Source organism: Neobacillus cucumis, assembly GCF_016908975.1.
Lineage (GTDB): Bacteria > Bacillota > Bacilli > Bacillales > Cytobacillaceae > Neobacillus > Neobacillus cucumis.
The window spans coordinates 183,732-200,855 of sequence record NZ_JAFBEX010000006.1 but is presented as its reverse complement, the minus strand read 5'-3'; the positions used below and the strand labels follow the sequence as shown (position 1 = coordinate 200,855).

Sequence of the window (17,124 nt, the reverse complement as noted above, 5' to 3'; positions counted from 1 at the left end):
ATTAAGGGATGAAGTAAACGAGTCTTGAACGGAGGAGAGTTGTCACATGGTTCTAAATATCCTAAATGGACAAGCGATGTATGATTATTACAAGGGCACTGATTTTCTGAAAGGAGGGTGGATGGCACCTTTTAACGAGGCGATGTCTTATGGCAGCACTTGTAAGGATTTATTTTCCCGTGAGTTTGTCGAAATTCGGGCGAAGGTTCATCATGTGACGGCAGAACAATATACCGAGCACACACTGAAGCCATTAGAGCCTCTCTTTAATAAAGAATTTACTAAGATCGCATTATGGTTTGATGAGGATATGTTTTGCCAAATTAATCTCCTCACTCTTCTTGCTTGGCTAGACTCTGCCAATTATAAAGAGGTGGTTGATATTCATATTGTCGGGGAACGGTTTGAACCTGTGAGCTGTTTTACCGTAGTTGCGGAAGGGTATTTGGCTATTTACAACCAAGTGTTGATGGAAAAAACTATGCCTGAAGAGGAGATTCAACCTGACATTTTAAAGAAGGGGATCGAGCTCTATTTGAAGTACCTTCATGAGGATAGTGAGCTAATTAGGTATATCCGTGAGCATCGACAAGTTCCAGCAGAAGATCTGGTAGTTGCTCTGATAACGAAATTTAGAGAATATGGCTTAGGGGATACCCAATATTTCGAAATCATCCAAGCAACCCGATTGGAACACCGGTAATATTCACAGTGGGCTGGCAAGAAGAAAAAAGGGCTGATTCAAAAAATAACGGGTTCCGTTTCCTATCACAAAGATTAAAAATGTAAGTTAAAATGAGTGTATGAAATCGACACTCATTTTTTATTGGTGTAAAGCCATTTGGGTGGAAAATACATAAAAGTTTGTATAGGGAAACACCCCAAATTGTGGGTGTACAATGGTTGTTGTACCCCCACAATTTTACTCTCAATTTATATGACATAAAACACTTTGAAAGTACGTTATAATTGGATATATGTATCTTATCTATAAATGAGTAAACAGTGATATTTAAAATAAGTGGAGATTTTCCGTTTAGATTGCAGAATAGAGATCGGTTCGGGGGATATAAGCGGAAATTTTCCGTTTAAGCAAAGCAAAATTACCCATTTTCACATTTTTCGAGGCAATAGACGGAATTTCTCCGTCTATTTAAGCTATTTTCTGTGCTATTTCTAAATTAAGAGAAATTTCTCCGCTTATTTATCAAACCAGTGCTTAACCCGCCCCCCAACCGAAAAAGAGCGGACCCTCACGGACTCAAATGAGGGAGTCAGCATCTTTTTATCGAGTAGCATCCAGGCAAACAAAAATGGCTCAGTAACTGAGCCATTTTATTTTTAATTGCTAAAACAGATACAAAAGGTAGCACAAATTGGACTTCAAATTCAATTGCATTTTCAGGTTTTGCGACAGTAAACGGAACCCGTTATTCAAAAAATCAGCCCGCTTTTGGTGCCTGTCACCGTTTCTCATCTCACCATGTAACAAATGGTGCCTGTCACCACATCAGGCTAACCCAAATAAACCAAATCCTTCAGTTCATCGGTGGAAAGCTCGGTCAGCCAGTTTTCGCTGGTGATAATTTGGTCGTTCAGAAATTGTTTCTTCTCCAGCATCGCATCGATCTTTTCCTCTAACGTCCCAGTACAAATCAACTTATGAACATGTACAAACCTCGATTGACCGATTCGATAGGCCCGGTCTGTTGCTTGATTTTCGACAGCTGGATTCCACCAACGGTCGTAATGAATGACATGATTAGCGGCAGTTAAATTCAATCCTGTACCACCAGCCTTCAACGACAACAGGAACACAGGAAACTCCTGATTCTGGAACCGCTCAATCATATTGTCCCGCTGTGTTTTGGAAATACTACCGTTCAAGAATGGCACATCAATACCAAACTTCTTCTTCACTGAGGTACGGATCATTTCACCCATTTCAATATATTGAGTGAAAATCAGACAGCTTTCACCTTGATCCAAAACAGCATCCACGAGTTCAATCAGTTTATCCAGTTTATTCGAGCGCTCTAGCAGCTCACGCCCATTCGCCTGTTCTTTTAAATAGAGAGCAGGGTGGTTGCATAGCTGTTTTAAACGGCTTAGCATTTGGAGAATTAACCCTTTCCGCTCAAAGCCAGATAACTTTTCAATCTCCGCAAAGGTATCGTGAATCAGTTGCTCATACAATGATGCCTGTTCCGTTGTAAGTGGACAGTACTCTTTCTGCTCGAGCTTATCGGGAAGATTGAGCGCAACCTCCTCGTCTTTTTTCGTTCGCCGCAGTAAGAACGGCTTGATTAACGATTGTAGCTGCTGCACTTTTTCCTTCTTTTCATCCTTTTCAATCGGAATGACAAACTTCTTCTGGAACTGCCCTAAGCTGCCAAGATAGCCGTGATTGGTGAAATCAAAGATCGACCACAGCTCGGTGAGACGGTTCTCCATAGGGGTTCCGGTTAAAGCAATATGATGGCGGCCGCGCAGTCTGCGGACGGCCTTGGATTGCTTCGTTTGCGAATTCTTGATGTTTTGCGCCTCATCAATCGCAATCGAACTCCACACAATCGATTCAAACTCTTCTGTATCAAGATGGCTTATTCCATACGAAGTCAGCACCACATCCGCGTCTTGAACCCGTTTCGTAAAGGCGTCTTCTTTCAACCGGTTCGAGCCATAATGCAGGTACACCTTCATCTCTGGAGCAAATCGTTCCAGCTCCTTCTGCCAGTTCCCCAGCACAGACGTCGGGCAAATAATCAGCGCTGCCTTAGTTGGCACCTTCACCTTAGGAGCCTCACTCGAAGCGTCATCCGCCTTTTTCCTTCGCTTGGTAGTATTTTCGGTGACAGGCACCATTTCTACTGTATCCTCGTTCTTAACCTTTAATAGGTAGGAGATGAGTTGGACGGTTTTGCCGAGACCCATGTCGTCGGCGAGGACGGCGCCAAATCCGAACGAGCGCAAAAACCAAAGCCAGCTCATACCAAGCTGCTGGTATGGGCGGAGTTCTCCGTTTAACCCCTCCGGCACAGTCTCAAGTGGAATCTCGTGCACTTCTGACAGCATCTTGACCATCTGCTTCCATTGCCGGTTCAACTCAATTTGAATCTTCGCAAACGCCTTAGGATTTTCCAGCTCCTCTTCCGTTGCTTCTGAATCCACGAGTTCTTGCTCTAGCAAATCACGTACATGCAAGCCTTCTTTTTCGGCACGCTTCATCAAATCCTGAATTTGTCGAATAAACTGCGGATCCAGCTTCACCCAGCGACCACGGATATAGACAAGCTTTCGTTTTTCCTCCACGAGCTGCCCGAACTCTTCTTCAGACAAATCCACACCATTCATCGAAAAGCGCCAATTGAAATCAAGCATAGCCTGAAGGCCAACAAACGATGGACGATGGCTCGAGGATCCCTTCAAGGATGCCTTCACCTTTAAGTTCGCATTCTTCATGGCCTGCCACCAGGAAGGAAGGAGGATCTCCACATCGAGCGCAACTAAGGTCTCACTTGCCTCGGTTAAAAACATCCACGCCTCTTCCTCCGTAAGATGGCTCTTGAAAAAGCCATCCTCTTCAAGCCATGGAATTAACCGAGCCCAGCGGCTCCGCTCCAGATCAACTTTGTCTAAAAAAGGACGCCATTTTGCTGGAATTTTTCGAATTCCTTCCACATCATAGACCTCATCGACTTCTTTCTTGCTGCGCAAAAAGACATCCAGGGTCCAGGGACCTTCTCCATCAATCGGTTCTGAAAGACGCAATCCGATCGTAAAGGGCGTGTCGCTTTCCTTAATACCAACCCACTCAAGCCAGCTTTCTTCATCAAAATAACGGGACAGCTCCACACCTGAAATATTCTGTTTTCTCAATAAGTCCAGCTTAGGGCCAAATAGCTCTTTCATTGCGGCGTTTCGGGTTAAATAAGCATCGAGAGCCTCATTATATAAATCGGAAATATAATCTTTGGCCGTGCTAAGCTCCGTATCACCGTCCGAGTCCGGGGCTTCCGTCTCATCCACGATGGTTTGTTCCCAAAAGGACGAGTCAAATTCATCCTTGACCCGCTCTGGGAGCTTCCAGCGGAACAGGCCATGCTCCCAAACCGAAAAGTCTGGCAGCCAATCTTTCTCTAAGATTCCTTCATACAGTGTGAGTGCCGACGCTAAACAGATCTCGGATTGCTCATTCCAGTCCCAATCGATATAGCGATTGAAGGATTCCTTCGCAAACAAAGAAACGAGCTGCCAGCCGCTAATAATAATCCCTTCGACATCATTCACCGTTTCTGTCTCAAGAAGGGTGCCAAAAAAGCTTTCTTCATGGCTGCTAAAAACGAGGTTTTTCCATTTGAACGGAGCCATATAAGAACCCCGCTCATTTTGGGCCGTCAACAGAAACCGGCCATCCCCTAATTTAGTCGTCATCAATTTGATAAACCTAGTTTTAAGCATATAACGTACCCCTTTGGTGCCTGTCACCATTAATCATGTTCCTAATGTGAAAAGGTTGAAAATCTATATATTAATTATGTGTATGTGGTAAAAAGTTCATATTCCTTTATTATACCCAAAAATGTGCGGTTAGAGGAGTGGGAGGAAAGATTGCTCATGTTTTTGGGAGCTGTGATGAATTTGGTCGAATTTTTCTAAAAAACGTTAAAGTCATCGTGTCTATGAAAAGTTCATCCAAGATTTCAATTATTATAAAAAAATCCAGGCAATTGATATATGATTTACTCAGAAACAGAAACTTTTAAAACAAAGTGTGTGAGTTTCTCACACTTTAAATACTCATTCTAGTAAATGCAGGATAAAATTACTTACTTCATAAAACAAAGGAGAGAACGGACATGGTAAAAAGTTATTTTCCAGAAGGTTTTTTATGGGGAGGCGCCATTGCGGCAAATCAGGCAGAGGGCGCATGGAATGTAGATGGAAAAGGCATTTCCGTTGCAGATGTAGCTAAATATAAACCAAATATTTCGGTAGAAGATTATAAATCCCAATGGCACGTGGGATTAAAAGATATTGAAGAAGCACTTAAATCAGATGATACCATCTATTATCCAAAGCGCCGAGGCATCGATTTTTATCATCACTATAAAGAGGATTTAGCTTTGTTTGGCGAAATGGGGTATAAAACGTTACGTGTATCGATTGCCTGGACACGAATTTTCCCGAATGGAAATGAGGAAACGCCAAATCAGGCAGGATTAGACTTTTACCGCTCCATGTTTGAAGAAATGAGAAAAAACAACATCGAACCGCTTGTTACGTTATCCCACTATGAAATGCCGTTATATCTAGTTAACGAATATGATGGCTGGGTATCCCGCGAAGTAGTCGATATGTTTGTAAAATATACTAAAGTCGTGTTTGAAGAATATAAGGACCTAGTAAAATACTGGCTAACCTTTAATGAAATCGATAGTATCTTCAGACATCCGTTTACAACCGCTGGAATTGTCGAAGAAAAATATAATAGTAAAAAAGAAGCAGAAGAAGCAATCTACCAGGCTTTCCATCACCAGTTTGTCGCTGCCGCTCATGCAAAAAAACTATTACTAGAAATCATTCCTGGCGCACAAATCGGCTGTATGCTGACCAAGACGCTAACTTATCCGGAAACTTGTAATCCAGAAGATATTTTATTAGCACAGAAAGAAAACCGTGATAATCAATTTAGTTCGGATGTTCAGGTGTTTGGCGAATACCCACGTCATGTTCTCAATCATTGGGAAGAAAACAATTTTAACATTGCCATGGAAGACGGCGATTTAGAACTTCTTAAAAAATACACCGTCGACTTCTTATCTTTCAGCTATTATATGTCGATGGTGGCTTCAATCAATGCTGATCAACGTGAAAAAGTTGGAGGAAACCTGACAACTGGAGTGAAAAATCCTTACTTACCAACATCTGAGTGGGGCTGGCAGGTGGACCCGGTTGGCTTCAGAGTTGCCTTAATTGATTTATATGACCGCTACCGGATTCCGTTGTTTGTTGTTGAAAATGGAATTGGTGCAAGAGATGTAGTTGAAGAAGATGGATCAATCGTTGATGATTACCGCATCGAATACTTCCAAAAGCATTTCGAACAAATGAACCTGGCGATTAAAGAAGGCGTCGAGCTAATGGGTTACACTCCATGGGGCTGTATTGATATTGTTAGTGCCTCAACTTCACAAATGACCAAGCGTTACGGCTTCATCTATGTCGATTCCGATGATTTAGGAAACGGAACCTTTAAGCGGACACCAAAAAAATCATTCTACTGGTATAAAAAAGTAATTGAAACAAATGGTGCTGATTTAGAAAATACTGTGTTAGAAACTACGAAATAAGGGTGGAGAACAACATGGAATTAAAACAATTTCCGAAAGAATTCCTATTTGGCGGGGCCATCGCAGCGAATCAAGCAGAAGGAGCTTGGAATGTTGACGGTAAAGGACCAAGCACAACGGATGTATCCAATGGAATTGTCGGTCCGGTTGATGACAATATAATCGAAGGAAAATTTTATCCAAGCCATGAAGCCATTGATTTTTACCATCGTTATAAAGAAGACATCGCCCTGATGGCAGAAATGGGCTTGCAGTGTTTCCGGACTTCCATCGCCTGGCCACGGATTTTTCCAAATGGCGATGAAGAACAGCCGAATGAAAAAGGCTTACAGTTTTATGATGACTTATTTGATGAGTTACTGAAACACGGGATGGAACCAGTTGTCACTCTTTCACATTATGAAACACCGCTCCATTTAGCGAACACCTATGGCGGCTGGGATAACCGTGAACTGATTGGTTTTTTCACCAAATTTTCAGAGATTGTTTTCAAACGCTATAAAAATAAAGTGAAATATTGGATGACATTCAATGAAATCAACAACCTGCATACGATTCCATTTGCGACGGGTGCGTTTAGACCAGAGCGAAAGGAAAATCCGGTTCAGGCACTTTATCAAGCGGCACACCACCAGTTTGTCGCAAGTGCATTAGCAACTAAGCTTTGCAAAGAAATCATTCCGGATGCGCAAATGGGCGCGATGCTTTCCTTAAGTGTGTCATATCCAAATACATGCCATCCAGATGATGTCTTTGAAACCTATCAATTAAGAAGACGTTCTTTGTTCTTTGCGGATGTGCAAATTCGTGGGGAATATCCTCGTTATATCAAGCGGGTTTGGAAAGAGCACCATGTAGAAGTGCAAATGGAGCAAGGCGATGAAGAAATTATTCGCCAATATCCAGTCGATTACCTTGGATTCAGCTACTATCGCAGCACCACACATAAAGCGGGTACCAAAATTATAGGCAATACCGGCGGGATTATTGGCACGCCAAATCCTTATTTAGAATCCACTCCGTGGGGATGGCAGATTGATCCAAAGGGACTTCGTTATGTATGTAATGAACTTTATGACCGTTATCAAATTCCTCTTTTCATTGTGGAAAACGGGATTGGGATGGACGAAGGGCCAAATGATAATAGCGAAATCATCGATGATGAAAGAATCCGTTATTTAGACCTTCATCTGAAAGAAATTTTGGAAGCTATCGAAGATGGAGTCGAAATGATGGGCTATACCTGGTGGGGTCCAATTGATATTGTCAGCGCGGGCACCGGCGAAATGAAAAAACGGTATGGATTTATTTATGTCGACAAAGATAACGATGGAAATGGTACACTAGATCGGAAAAAGAAAAAGAGTTTCGATCATTATAAAGAAGTTATTGCGTCTCGTGGGAAAAATTTATTTGCATAACAGGCAGTAGGGTGGCATCCTTCGCTCAATTTAGTTGAGGGAGGATGCTTTTTTATTATTTATTGTTGATGAAAATTCATAAGCGGAGAATTTCCGCCTAATGTATATGGTTGACTCTTAAGAACCAGAAATAAGCGGAAATTTTCCGTTTAACTTCTCTAAATAAGACAAAATCGAAAGAATTGGAGCATATAAACGGAAAAACTTCCTCTATTTTTAAGGAAATATGGGTATTTCCCAATTTAAACGGAATTTTTCCGTTTATTTTTCAAACACAGTGAAGTCAACAATCAAGCCTACATTTAAAACGAGAGAAGAGATGATTGTGGAAAAACAAGAAAGCAAATACAGATGGATTGTCTTTGGCACGGTCCTGTTCGTCTATTTGTTAATTGTCAGTCAGCGGACAGCCCCCGGCTTAATTACAGATCAATTAATGAAAGAATTCAATATGAGTGCATCGATGATTGGTTTACTGACGAGTATCCAATTTTTTGCTTACGCTGCCTTACAAATTCCGATTGGCATTTTGTCAGACCGTTTCGGACCCAATCTTTTTCTCATTGTCGGAACCATGCTTAGTGGGATTGGAACGATCATATATAGTATGGCAGGGAACGAGTTCTTCCTTTTATTCGCTAGGTTATTGGCAGGGGTAGGGGATGCGGCGATTTGGGTCAACCTGGTGTTAATCTTAAGCCAGTGGTTCAAAGTGAAGGAATTTGTTGGATTGCTCGGTATTGCCGGCATGAGCGGGAGCTTTGGGTTTTTACTGGCAACCGTCCCGTTTTCCGCCTTGATTACGCTGTTGGGGTGGAGGGACCCATTCTTTATCATGGGAATTATCTTATCCTTTGGCAGCGCCCTGTTATATTTTATCCTTGTAAAAAAACCAAAACAAAAGCTCGTCATGACCTCGACGAAAAATGAGCAGAAGCGTGAAAAAACTACGACATTACTGCGCCGTATCTTTTACGATCGCCGGGCATGGGCGGCGTTCTTATGCCACTTTGGTGTGGTCGGCACGTATGTAGGATTTATCGGTTCGTGGGCGGTCCCTTACGGAATGCATGTATATGGCATGACCAGGTCAAGCGCAAGCCAGTTTATTATGGTCGGCCTAATCGGCGCCATGATTGGTTCGCCGTTTAGCAGTTGGTTATCGAATCGTTTAGGATCAATCAGACGGCCCTATGTTTTCTTCCATCTACTTATATGTGCAGGATGGACGGCATTTGTGATCTTTGACGGCAAGCCACCCGTTTTTATGCTATTTGTGCTTTTTCTCATGATTGGTTTTGGAAATGGGGCCAATCCTCTCACTTTTGCTACCGTTCGCCAAGCCTTTCCGATTCAGGAAGTGGGGGTTGTTTCCGGATTCGCGAATACCGGTGGGTTTCTAAGTGCAATCCTTTTACCAGCTATTTTTGGAAAAATCTTAGACCATTTTCAAGCTTCTGGCAGCCAAGTGGGGTATCATTATGGGTTTATCATTCCCGTAGTCTTTTCGATTTGTGGTTTAGTAGGGGGACTTTTGATTAAGGAGCATAGGGTGGAAGAAAAGAAGGTAGTTGAGAAGGTTGCTTTATAGATTTAATGAAAACCCTCTTGTGATGAGAAAATAAAACTAAGAGGTGGATAAACTGGAAAAGGATTCAAATTTTATAACGCTTGTAGCCACTGATAAAGCCGGACTTCGGTCGTTATGAAAGGTCTATAACGCCCGAAGCCAGTGAAAGAGTCGGTCTTGGGTAGTTATGAAGAGTTTATAACGCCTGAAGCCAGTGAAAGAGTCGGTCTTCGGTAGTTATGAAGAGTTTATAACGCCCGAAGCCAGTGAAAGAGTCGGTCTTGGGTAGTTATGAAGAGTTTATAACGCCCGAAGCCAGTGAAAGAGTCGGTCTTGGGTAGTTATGAAGAGTTTATAACGCCCGAAGCCAGTGAAAGAGTCAGTCTTGGGTAGTTATGAAGAGTTTATAACGCCCGAAGCCAGTGAAAGAGTCGGTCTTCGGTAGTTATGAAAGGTCTATAACGCCCGAAGCTATCGAAAAAGCCGGACTTCGGTAGTTATGAAAAGTAAAAAATACTCGAATACACTGATAAAGTTGGGTCGTAAACTTCCTCTTAAAGCGGATAAGAGGTTCGTAGCTGTCTAAAAAATAGTAATTTTCATGATTATACCTTGCTTGAGCATCAAAAGTATGTTCCAGCTGTAAAATGGTAACCTATCGGCGATTTTTCCATTTTATCAGCGAAATGAAAAAAAGCCAGCGCCCGCCCAAAAACAAGGGCGGCCCACTGACCACAATATCACAAATCCACTAACTTACTCCGCCGGCACTCCTCATGAAACGCCCGCAGTCGTTTCGTCCGGTCCATCAGCGTCTCCATGAAATACTCCCAATCATCAACCCTCTTCAACTTCTTATATAACGTTCGCAGCTTTTTCAAATGCCGCACCGCCATCTTATAACTCGACCGGTTCTTCTGATCAATCTCGCGCTGCGCCGTCTGATGCAACATCCCAAGCAACACCTCGGGCCGCTCCTTCTCAATGATCTTCAAGCGATCCTTCGGCAAATCATAAAAATCCAACCCGACAAATGCCTGAAGCTCGCCCCAGCGGTCATACTGCCCACGCTCAAACAGCAAATACTCATACTCCCCAAAACTATAAGGCAGCATCGTGAGCAAGCCGCGCTCGTACAAATCAACTCGATCATTTTCCGTGCAAAAGGGGGCCACCGACTTCAACGCACTCCGCACAAACGTCACACAGCTATGATAACCGCCCAACGCATCCAAATACCATTTCACTTTTTGGAAAAATAACTCAATCAAAACGCCAACACGGCGCCAAGCTTTCAATGCCGATAAATAATCAATCCAAAACACCATATAAGGGGCAATCTTTTCATCTGGAACATGCCCGAGCAGCTTAACCGCCGACTCATCATCGCCAACGAGGAGATGGAGATGAACCCCAGCGACCATTAGCGGTATCGGATTCTCCCAGTCCTGAAGGTTTTTAAGCCCGTCGCGGATTTTCAAAATTTCCTCTTCGCGCCATGCCTTCTTTTTGAAAAATTGCACCCACAACAGCCGGTACAAAAAGATCCGCTCAAATTCCAACCCGCTCGCGCATCGCAGCAGGTCAAACGCATCATCCTTCAACCGCTCAATAAACTCATCAAACGCAAACGGCAGCGACTGGACGCCAATTTTGACAGCCAGATCCTCGGCATCATCTAATAAATTGTGAAACACGTGCTGGTAGGCCCGCCTCACGGTGTCCTCATCATGATTTAGCTGCTCGCTCAGCGCGGCTAGCTTCCGGAACGACACCACAATCGCAATCAGTTCGTAGAGCAGGCGCCATTCCTGTTCGACTGGCGCACTCGCATGAACTCTGCGCTCATAAATGCCATACAATTCTGGGATGACGTAGGGGCTCGTATATTTTTTCGAAGCGAGCAGGGTATCGAAGCTGACCTCAAACGACTGCACCCAGCGGCTGTAATCCGGCTTCAAGACACCATTCGCCTTAATCAAATCCTTTGCCTGTTGCATGCCCCAGTCCGCCACTTCCTTCTGTTCCCGGGCCGGCTCGCGCCACGCTGTTACCCAGTCAGCGACACTGCCAAACTTGGAAAATGCCGCGAAAAAGGTAGCGATCTGATGGCGGCAAAAGCCCTCGTTAGGACAAGAGCACGAACTCATCGAGGCAAATACCAGATCAAGCTTCACATAGCAAGGCGTCACGTCTTGGACCGTAGAAGTGATTTTATTGTTAAATATCTGTAATTGCTTCACCACCCCTTGGCGGTACAGCATTAATCCTTTTTGCACCAGTTTCGCGTCTTCTGCATCCGTTGGAACGAGCAGTTCACGAACCTGTTCTTCAAAATACTCCATTTGTTCATTAGCAGGTGTCGACTCCAAGGCCGCGACCCCCTTTTTCTAAAAAGTCCATATTCATTCATTATACCCAAAAATTCAAGATTAGGTAATTTGTCTAACTGCGCACAAGCAATGTTTGCCTGCAAGGCATAAGTTAAAATAAAAAAATCCCACCCTCAATGGATGGGACAAGCTGAATTTCATTTTTAGAGTGTTTATAAGAAGAGTAGAGGTAAGTGGAACTTACCGCTGTATACGCTACTAGTGGTTTGTTCGATCTTACTCCATTGCCAGTAAATTCACTGGTGATCCATAAGCATGAGAATGAACCGTAGCGATTCGGTTCGAAAGTATACTCGAGGAAGTGCTGTACACCATGATGCATGAGTTGAATGAATGTGGTTTTATTTTAGAAGTCAAATCATAAGTCCTTTTTAAAAACTGCTGCGGTTAAACGCCGTGATCTTCCGATTCTGTATAAGCTTCGATGGTTTTATCTCGGCAATCCCAGCATTCCGCTCGATTTCTCTCCATGATGGCTAATTCCTCACCACATCTAATGCATTTATCCATTCATAATCCCTCCTTTTTCATTCTGTAAAGCTCCAACTTTATTAAATAACAAAGTTGTTAAAAATAATTATAACACAGATTACTCTGAAAAATATATGTTAATTAAATTACATAATTTGCATTCTTATCACAAAATACGAGGAAATTCGAGAATTCCGAAGAGAGGATAGTCCTTATATTACAAACATTACGTTTCTGTAAAAAATTTCTAAAACAATAGCGTGAAATAATCAATTTTAATAGAATGGGATTCAAAATCATTTGGAGGGATTCCTTTGTTATTCAAAACCCAAAAGAAGGCAGAAATAGGCGATCATATCTTTTTTAAAAATGGAGTCATCGGAATCGTTGAGAAGGTTTATGATAATTCGGTGATCACGAAGATAACCGAAAATAATACCGAATGGGAGTTTAAGGAGAATAAAACAGTAGTAGCACACAAAAATTATAAGGTTTTGGCATAGATGTACTGGATAGTCCTAATAGGCTATCCAGTTTTTAGTTAACTGGTTTTTCTTCACTGGGAGATAAGCCTTATTTTAAAAAAAATGAAGCAGAAAAAAGGAAATAGACATTTATGAAAGAACTTATTTGGTATAACTATATAAGGGGTGTGCGAAACTGGAAAAAATACATTTTTTTGTAAGTGAATTTTTCTTTAGTATAGCCTTATGTGTTGTTGCTCTGTTTTTTGCGTTAAAATCGGATGTTTTTTCGATTACAGTTGTTTTTTTAGGGTTGATTGCAGGGTCACTGATTGACCTTAATTTGCGTACTATTACTAAACATAAATCCGTTAAAATTAGTGGGTATCTTGAACATAAACAAAAAGTGGCAGAAAAAGAGACAAGTTTGTAATTTTCCTAGATGAATAGGGTGTAAGATGAAAGCCGCCGATTTTTTTTGGCGGCTTTTCTTATGTTTCCAGTTGGAAGCAGGAGAACCGTCCCCATGCTTCCATCGACAATAATTTCAGAAATGTTACAAAGTAATTAATTATATTACAAGTTATTTATAATTCTATGATTCTCTCGTTTTTTCGACTAAATCATTGCTATAATGGAAAAAAATAGAGAAATGTTAGGGGATACATACATATGAAGAAAATAGTAAGTATGGCAGCTGCTGCATTTATTGGGTTCGGGTTTTTTACGGTGTCAGCTGAAGCAGCTACCGTTGTGAATACAAGTTCATTGAATGTACGTCAATCACCTTCTACAAGCTCATCTATCATTGGAAAAGTAACGAATGGTCAAACATTGAATGTGACAGCCCGCCAAACTGGCTGGCTGAAGATTAGCTATAATGGAAAAACAGGTTATGTTAGTTCACAATATACAAAAGAAACCGGCACATCAAGTAGTGCAGGAACTTATTACGTTAATGCGTCTTCATTAAACGTACGTTCTGGCGCTGGCACAGGCTACGCCAAGATTGGCACATTAACCAACGGACAAGCTGTTAGCGTAAGTAAGGATCTTGGCAATGGCTGGTATCAAATCAGTTATAATGGGAAGACAGGTTATGTCAGTAAGCAATTTGTAGTGAAAACCGCTGTAAAAGCAGCAGCAGAGTTCACTGTCGAAGCGACGGCTTATACTCCGCTAGAATCTTCTAGTGGTATTACGGCTGCAGGCTATAATATTCGTAAAAATCCCAACATGAAGCTGATTGCGGTGGATCCGAAAGTGATTCCGCTCGGTAAAAAAGTCTGGGTAGAAGGCTATGGAGAGGCGATTGCAGGCGATACGGGCGGCGCAATCAAAGGGAACAAAATTGATGTGCTGTTTCCTACTACAAAACAAGCTCTTCAATGGGGCCGCAAAAATGTAAAAGTAAGAGTATTAAACTAATAGAGTAGACAAGTGAGGCAAACCCAAAACAAGAGGGGGGCCTCTATTTTTTTGCCAGGATGATGGTTTTATTCCCTTTGATGGTTGTCATTAACAATGGAACGGTCATAAGTAACATTAGCATTAAAATGACACCGCTTAAGTAATATAGAAAATTAGGTTGATATCCGAAGCTGCCGAAAATAAAAACCGAGGAGATGAACAACAGCGCTAAGAATAGCTCAAAAATGAATGTTAGGATAAAAAATACTACATAAGGAATGACCACTTCTTTATTAGAAACGTGTTGTAATGTAAATCCTTCCCAGCATACATCTGCGAACCTTTGCATTTTCTTCATTTGTATCACCCCTAGTATATTTCTCTTCCCAGTCTTCACAAAGTTTTAAATTTTATAACAATAATGTAACATTTCTTAAATAAATGTCGTGTCTAAGTTTGTACATTTTTTTTTGAAAATGACAAATATAATACCAAAAAACTCGACAAAAAAAGGCATTGCTCATGGAAGCAATGCTTTTACTAATGAAGGGACTATTTACTTTTTCTTTTAAGATAAGCGTATAAATTTCGACTTCGAGAATTGTCCAGCTCCAGGCGCCATCGGCTCGAGGTCACAAGCCAATCCGTCCAAAAGGTTAAAGAACAACCTTTCGGCCGGCTCGTCTTGTGCTTGTCGCCGAAAGCTAAGCGCCTTGCGCTTTTCTTATTTCCACCATTGCCACCATTTTTTTTGACTGGCAGCTGCCACTTGCCTTCTGGTTTCTTCCTCTAGTTTACTTCGTTCTACCAAGTATTGTTCTGTACGTTCTACATATTTTAAAATTCGATTAAGCTTTTCTTCTTGAGCAGCTTCCCGTACTACCTTTTCTTTCAGAATTTTGATTAAATCTAAGTTAATTTGCTCTAAATGTTCAATCCGTTCCAATAGCTCGTCATGGTTACATTCCTGTTTCATATCCTGGTCATCAGTAGTCAGTAACGGTGTTGCTTCTGTAACGGTTCCCGTGCTAGTTTCAAGGTTACATTCCTGCTTCATATCCTGGTCATTAGTAGTCAGTAACGACGCTGTTTCCGTAACGGTCTCCGTGCTAGACTGTAACGGTACTACTTCTGCAAGGGGTTCCGTGCTAGTTTCAAGGTTACATTCCTGCTTCATATCCTGGTCATTAGTAGTTAGTAACGACGTTGCTACCGAAACGGTTTCCGTGCTAGTCTGTAACGGTACTACTTCTGCAAGGGGTTCCGTGCAAGTTTTTTCAGAAACATCTGTGATCACAGATATAGCTGCTTGTTCCAAAGGCACACCGTCTTGCTTATAGTATTTTATTAATTGGCGGAGAGTGCTAACATCTTTATCAAAATAGCCTCTGTGTCCTTTCGGATTACGGTGAATAGGATACCCATGTCCTTCCAAGAGAGTGGCATACTTCCGCAACGTGTTGCCATCTATTCCAAGCAAGTCTTGTACATAACTTGGTGAATAAATTTCCTCCAAAGCATTACACCTCCGCTAGATTCTTTTAGAGCTCTAAATCCTCGCACTTATAGATATAGCTATTATACCAAGTGATTCTTTTAAAAGTTGTCGAACGAACGGATAGTAATCTATTTGTAAAAGGACTGTTAAGGTATGAGGGAATAGAGCTGGATTTGTCATGACTCTATTAATAAAATCTGTGCTATTTTAACTATTTTTAAGAAGTAGGTAAGTCTTAACTGGACAACCTTATGAATGTTACTTAGACTAAAAGCTAGTCAAGAAATAGTACTCTACTAGACTCAGAAGATTGAAAATTTCGAAAAATAAAGTTCTTCGGACAACCTTGATTTGTACAGAATCAAATTAACGAGGAGGAATAATGATGCAAATGGACCAATTGGCCACGATAAAAGTGATAGGTGTAGGCGGCGGAGGCAACAATGCTGTAAACAGGATGATCGAAGACGGAGTAGAAGGCGTAGAATTTATAGCGGTGAATACAGATGCACAAGCCATTCATCAATCAAAAGCAGAGACGAAGATGCAAATTGGCTCATCCTTGACACGGGGGTTAGGAGCAGGTGCCAATCCCGAAATCGGAAAACTAGCAATAGAAGAAAGCCAAAATAAGATTGATGAAGTGTTAAAAGGGGCCGACATGGTTTTCGTAACGGCTGGAATGGGTGGAGGGACAGGCACAGGGGCAGCGCCTGCCATTGCTAGAATGGCTAAAAAGCAGGGTGCTTTGACCATTGGGGTCGTCACGCGTCCGTTCAAATTTGAAGGCAAGAAACGGGCAATAAACGCGGAAATCGGAATTAACGCCATGAGGGAAGCAGTCGATACCTTGATTATCATTCCGAACGACCGCCTGCTTGAGATTGTCGAGCAAAGTACACCGATGATTGAGGCTTTCCGTGAAGCGGATGCCGTCCTTCGCCAAGGTGTGCAAGGGATTTCTGATTTAATAGCTGTGCCAGGGTTAATCAACCTTGACTTTGCTGATGTGAGAACGGTCATGTCCCATAAAGGAACGGCCCTAATGGGAATTGGGATGGCCACTGGCAGCAATCGTGCTGCTGAGGCTGCCGAGAAAGCTTTAAATAGCCCATTACTCGAAACTTCCATCAATGGGGCGCAGGGTGTCATTATGAACATCACGGGCGGTAACGACTTAAGTCTTTTTGAAGTCCAGGAGGCAGCTGAAATAGTGGCTTCTGCTTGTCACGAGGAATTAAATATGATTTTTGGTTCGGTTATTAATGAAAGCTTAAAGAACGAAATGATTGTCACGATCATTGCCACTGGATTTACCGAGCAAGAGACTACAGTCCAAGAAAATCTGCCCCTGCCATCAGAGGAAGAAATGACTCATCGACCTCGAAGGGAACGAACTAGATTACGCCAGGGCGAACCTGTTCCAGAATATGACCGACACGCAGAAAGCTCAGTAAATTCGCTGGATGTTCCTACGTTCATGCGCAATCGAAGAAAACGATTTGAATAAATTTAATAGTATAAGATGATAAAAGAAACTCGAC

General features: G+C 42.1%; 12 protein-coding genes. 7 read left to right on the top strand and 5 right to left on the bottom strand.

Translation table 11 applies throughout. The annotated features are described in order from the left end of the window. Positions 1-46: 46 nt before the first annotated feature. The gene (locus JOC76_RS09830) at positions 47-703 is read left to right on the top strand and encodes an AraC family transcriptional regulator (RefSeq protein WP_205177426.1); all 657 of its coding nucleotides are present in this window, start codon (positions 47-49) and stop codon (positions 701-703) included. An 812-nt stretch (positions 704-1,515) separates the two neighbouring features. Here the strand turns inward: JOC76_RS09830 and JOC76_RS09825 are convergent. After that, on the bottom strand, positions 1,516-4,461 hold the full coding sequence (locus JOC76_RS09825; protein WP_205177425.1) for a DEAD/DEAH box helicase: 2,946 nt from the start codon (positions 4,459-4,461) through the stop codon (positions 1,516-1,518). Between the two features lie 398 nt (positions 4,462-4,859). Between JOC76_RS09825 and JOC76_RS09820 the strand changes: the two genes are divergently transcribed. From JOC76_RS09820 to JOC76_RS09810, 3 genes are all read left to right on the top strand, one after another. Then, a complete protein-coding gene (locus JOC76_RS09820; protein ID WP_205177424.1) occupies positions 4,860-6,353 on the top strand; it encodes a glycoside hydrolase family 1 protein in 1,494 nt (497 codons plus the stop codon). Positions 6,354-6,367: 14 nt separating this feature from the next. Then, positions 6,368-7,774 carry a glycoside hydrolase family 1 protein gene (locus tag JOC76_RS09815; RefSeq protein WP_205177423.1) on the top strand — a complete coding sequence of 469 codons (1,407 nt, stop codon included), beginning with the start codon at positions 6,368-6,370 and terminating at the stop codon, positions 7,772-7,774. A 325-nt stretch (positions 7,775-8,099) separates the two neighbouring features. Further along, positions 8,100-9,365, top strand: coding sequence for an MFS transporter (locus tag JOC76_RS09810; protein ID WP_205177531.1), 1,266 nt, complete (start codon positions 8,100-8,102; stop codon positions 9,363-9,365). A 719-nt stretch (positions 9,366-10,084) separates the two neighbouring features. Here JOC76_RS09810 and JOC76_RS09805 read toward each other — a convergent pair. Both JOC76_RS09805 and JOC76_RS30450 read right to left on the bottom strand, forming a co-directional pair. Continuing rightward, the gene (locus JOC76_RS09805) at positions 10,085-11,716 is read right to left on the bottom strand and encodes an SWIM zinc finger family protein (RefSeq protein WP_239557653.1); all 1,632 of its coding nucleotides are present in this window, start codon (positions 11,714-11,716) and stop codon (positions 10,085-10,087) included. Between the two features lie 408 nt (positions 11,717-12,124). Then, the gene (locus tag JOC76_RS30450) at positions 12,125-12,247 is read right to left on the bottom strand and encodes a hypothetical protein (protein WP_275591348.1); all 123 of its coding nucleotides are present in this window, start codon (positions 12,245-12,247) and stop codon (positions 12,125-12,127) included. A gap of 275 nt (positions 12,248-12,522) precedes the next feature. Between JOC76_RS30450 and JOC76_RS09800 the strand changes: the two genes are divergently transcribed. Continuing rightward, on the top strand, positions 12,523-12,711 hold the full coding sequence (locus tag JOC76_RS09800; RefSeq protein WP_205177422.1) for a DUF2187 family protein: 189 nt from the start codon (positions 12,523-12,525) through the stop codon (positions 12,709-12,711). 633 nt (positions 12,712-13,344) lie between these two features. Then, positions 13,345-14,100 carry a 3D domain-containing protein gene (locus JOC76_RS09795; RefSeq protein ID WP_205177421.1) on the top strand — a complete coding sequence of 252 codons (756 nt, stop codon included), beginning with the start codon at positions 13,345-13,347 and terminating at the stop codon, positions 14,098-14,100. 43 nt (positions 14,101-14,143) lie between these two features. On the opposite strand, the gene JOC76_RS09790 is transcribed toward JOC76_RS09795, so the two are convergent. Together JOC76_RS09790 and JOC76_RS09785 are read right to left on the bottom strand one after the other, a co-directional pair. Further along, positions 14,144-14,440, bottom strand: coding sequence for a hypothetical protein (locus tag JOC76_RS09790; protein WP_205177420.1), 297 nt, complete (start codon positions 14,438-14,440; stop codon positions 14,144-14,146). 366 nt (positions 14,441-14,806) lie between these two features. Continuing rightward, positions 14,807-15,598 (bottom strand): hypothetical protein, encoded by a 792-nt coding sequence (locus JOC76_RS09785; protein WP_205177419.1) that lies wholly within the window; start codon positions 15,596-15,598, stop codon positions 14,807-14,809. A gap of 367 nt (positions 15,599-15,965) precedes the next feature. Between JOC76_RS09785 and ftsZ the strand changes: the two genes are divergently transcribed. Beyond that, the gene (ftsZ, locus tag JOC76_RS09780) at positions 15,966-17,090 is read left to right on the top strand and encodes a cell division protein FtsZ (protein ID WP_372441925.1); all 1,125 of its coding nucleotides are present in this window, start codon (positions 15,966-15,968) and stop codon (positions 17,088-17,090) included. The last annotated feature ends 34 nt before the right edge of the window (positions 17,091-17,124 follow it).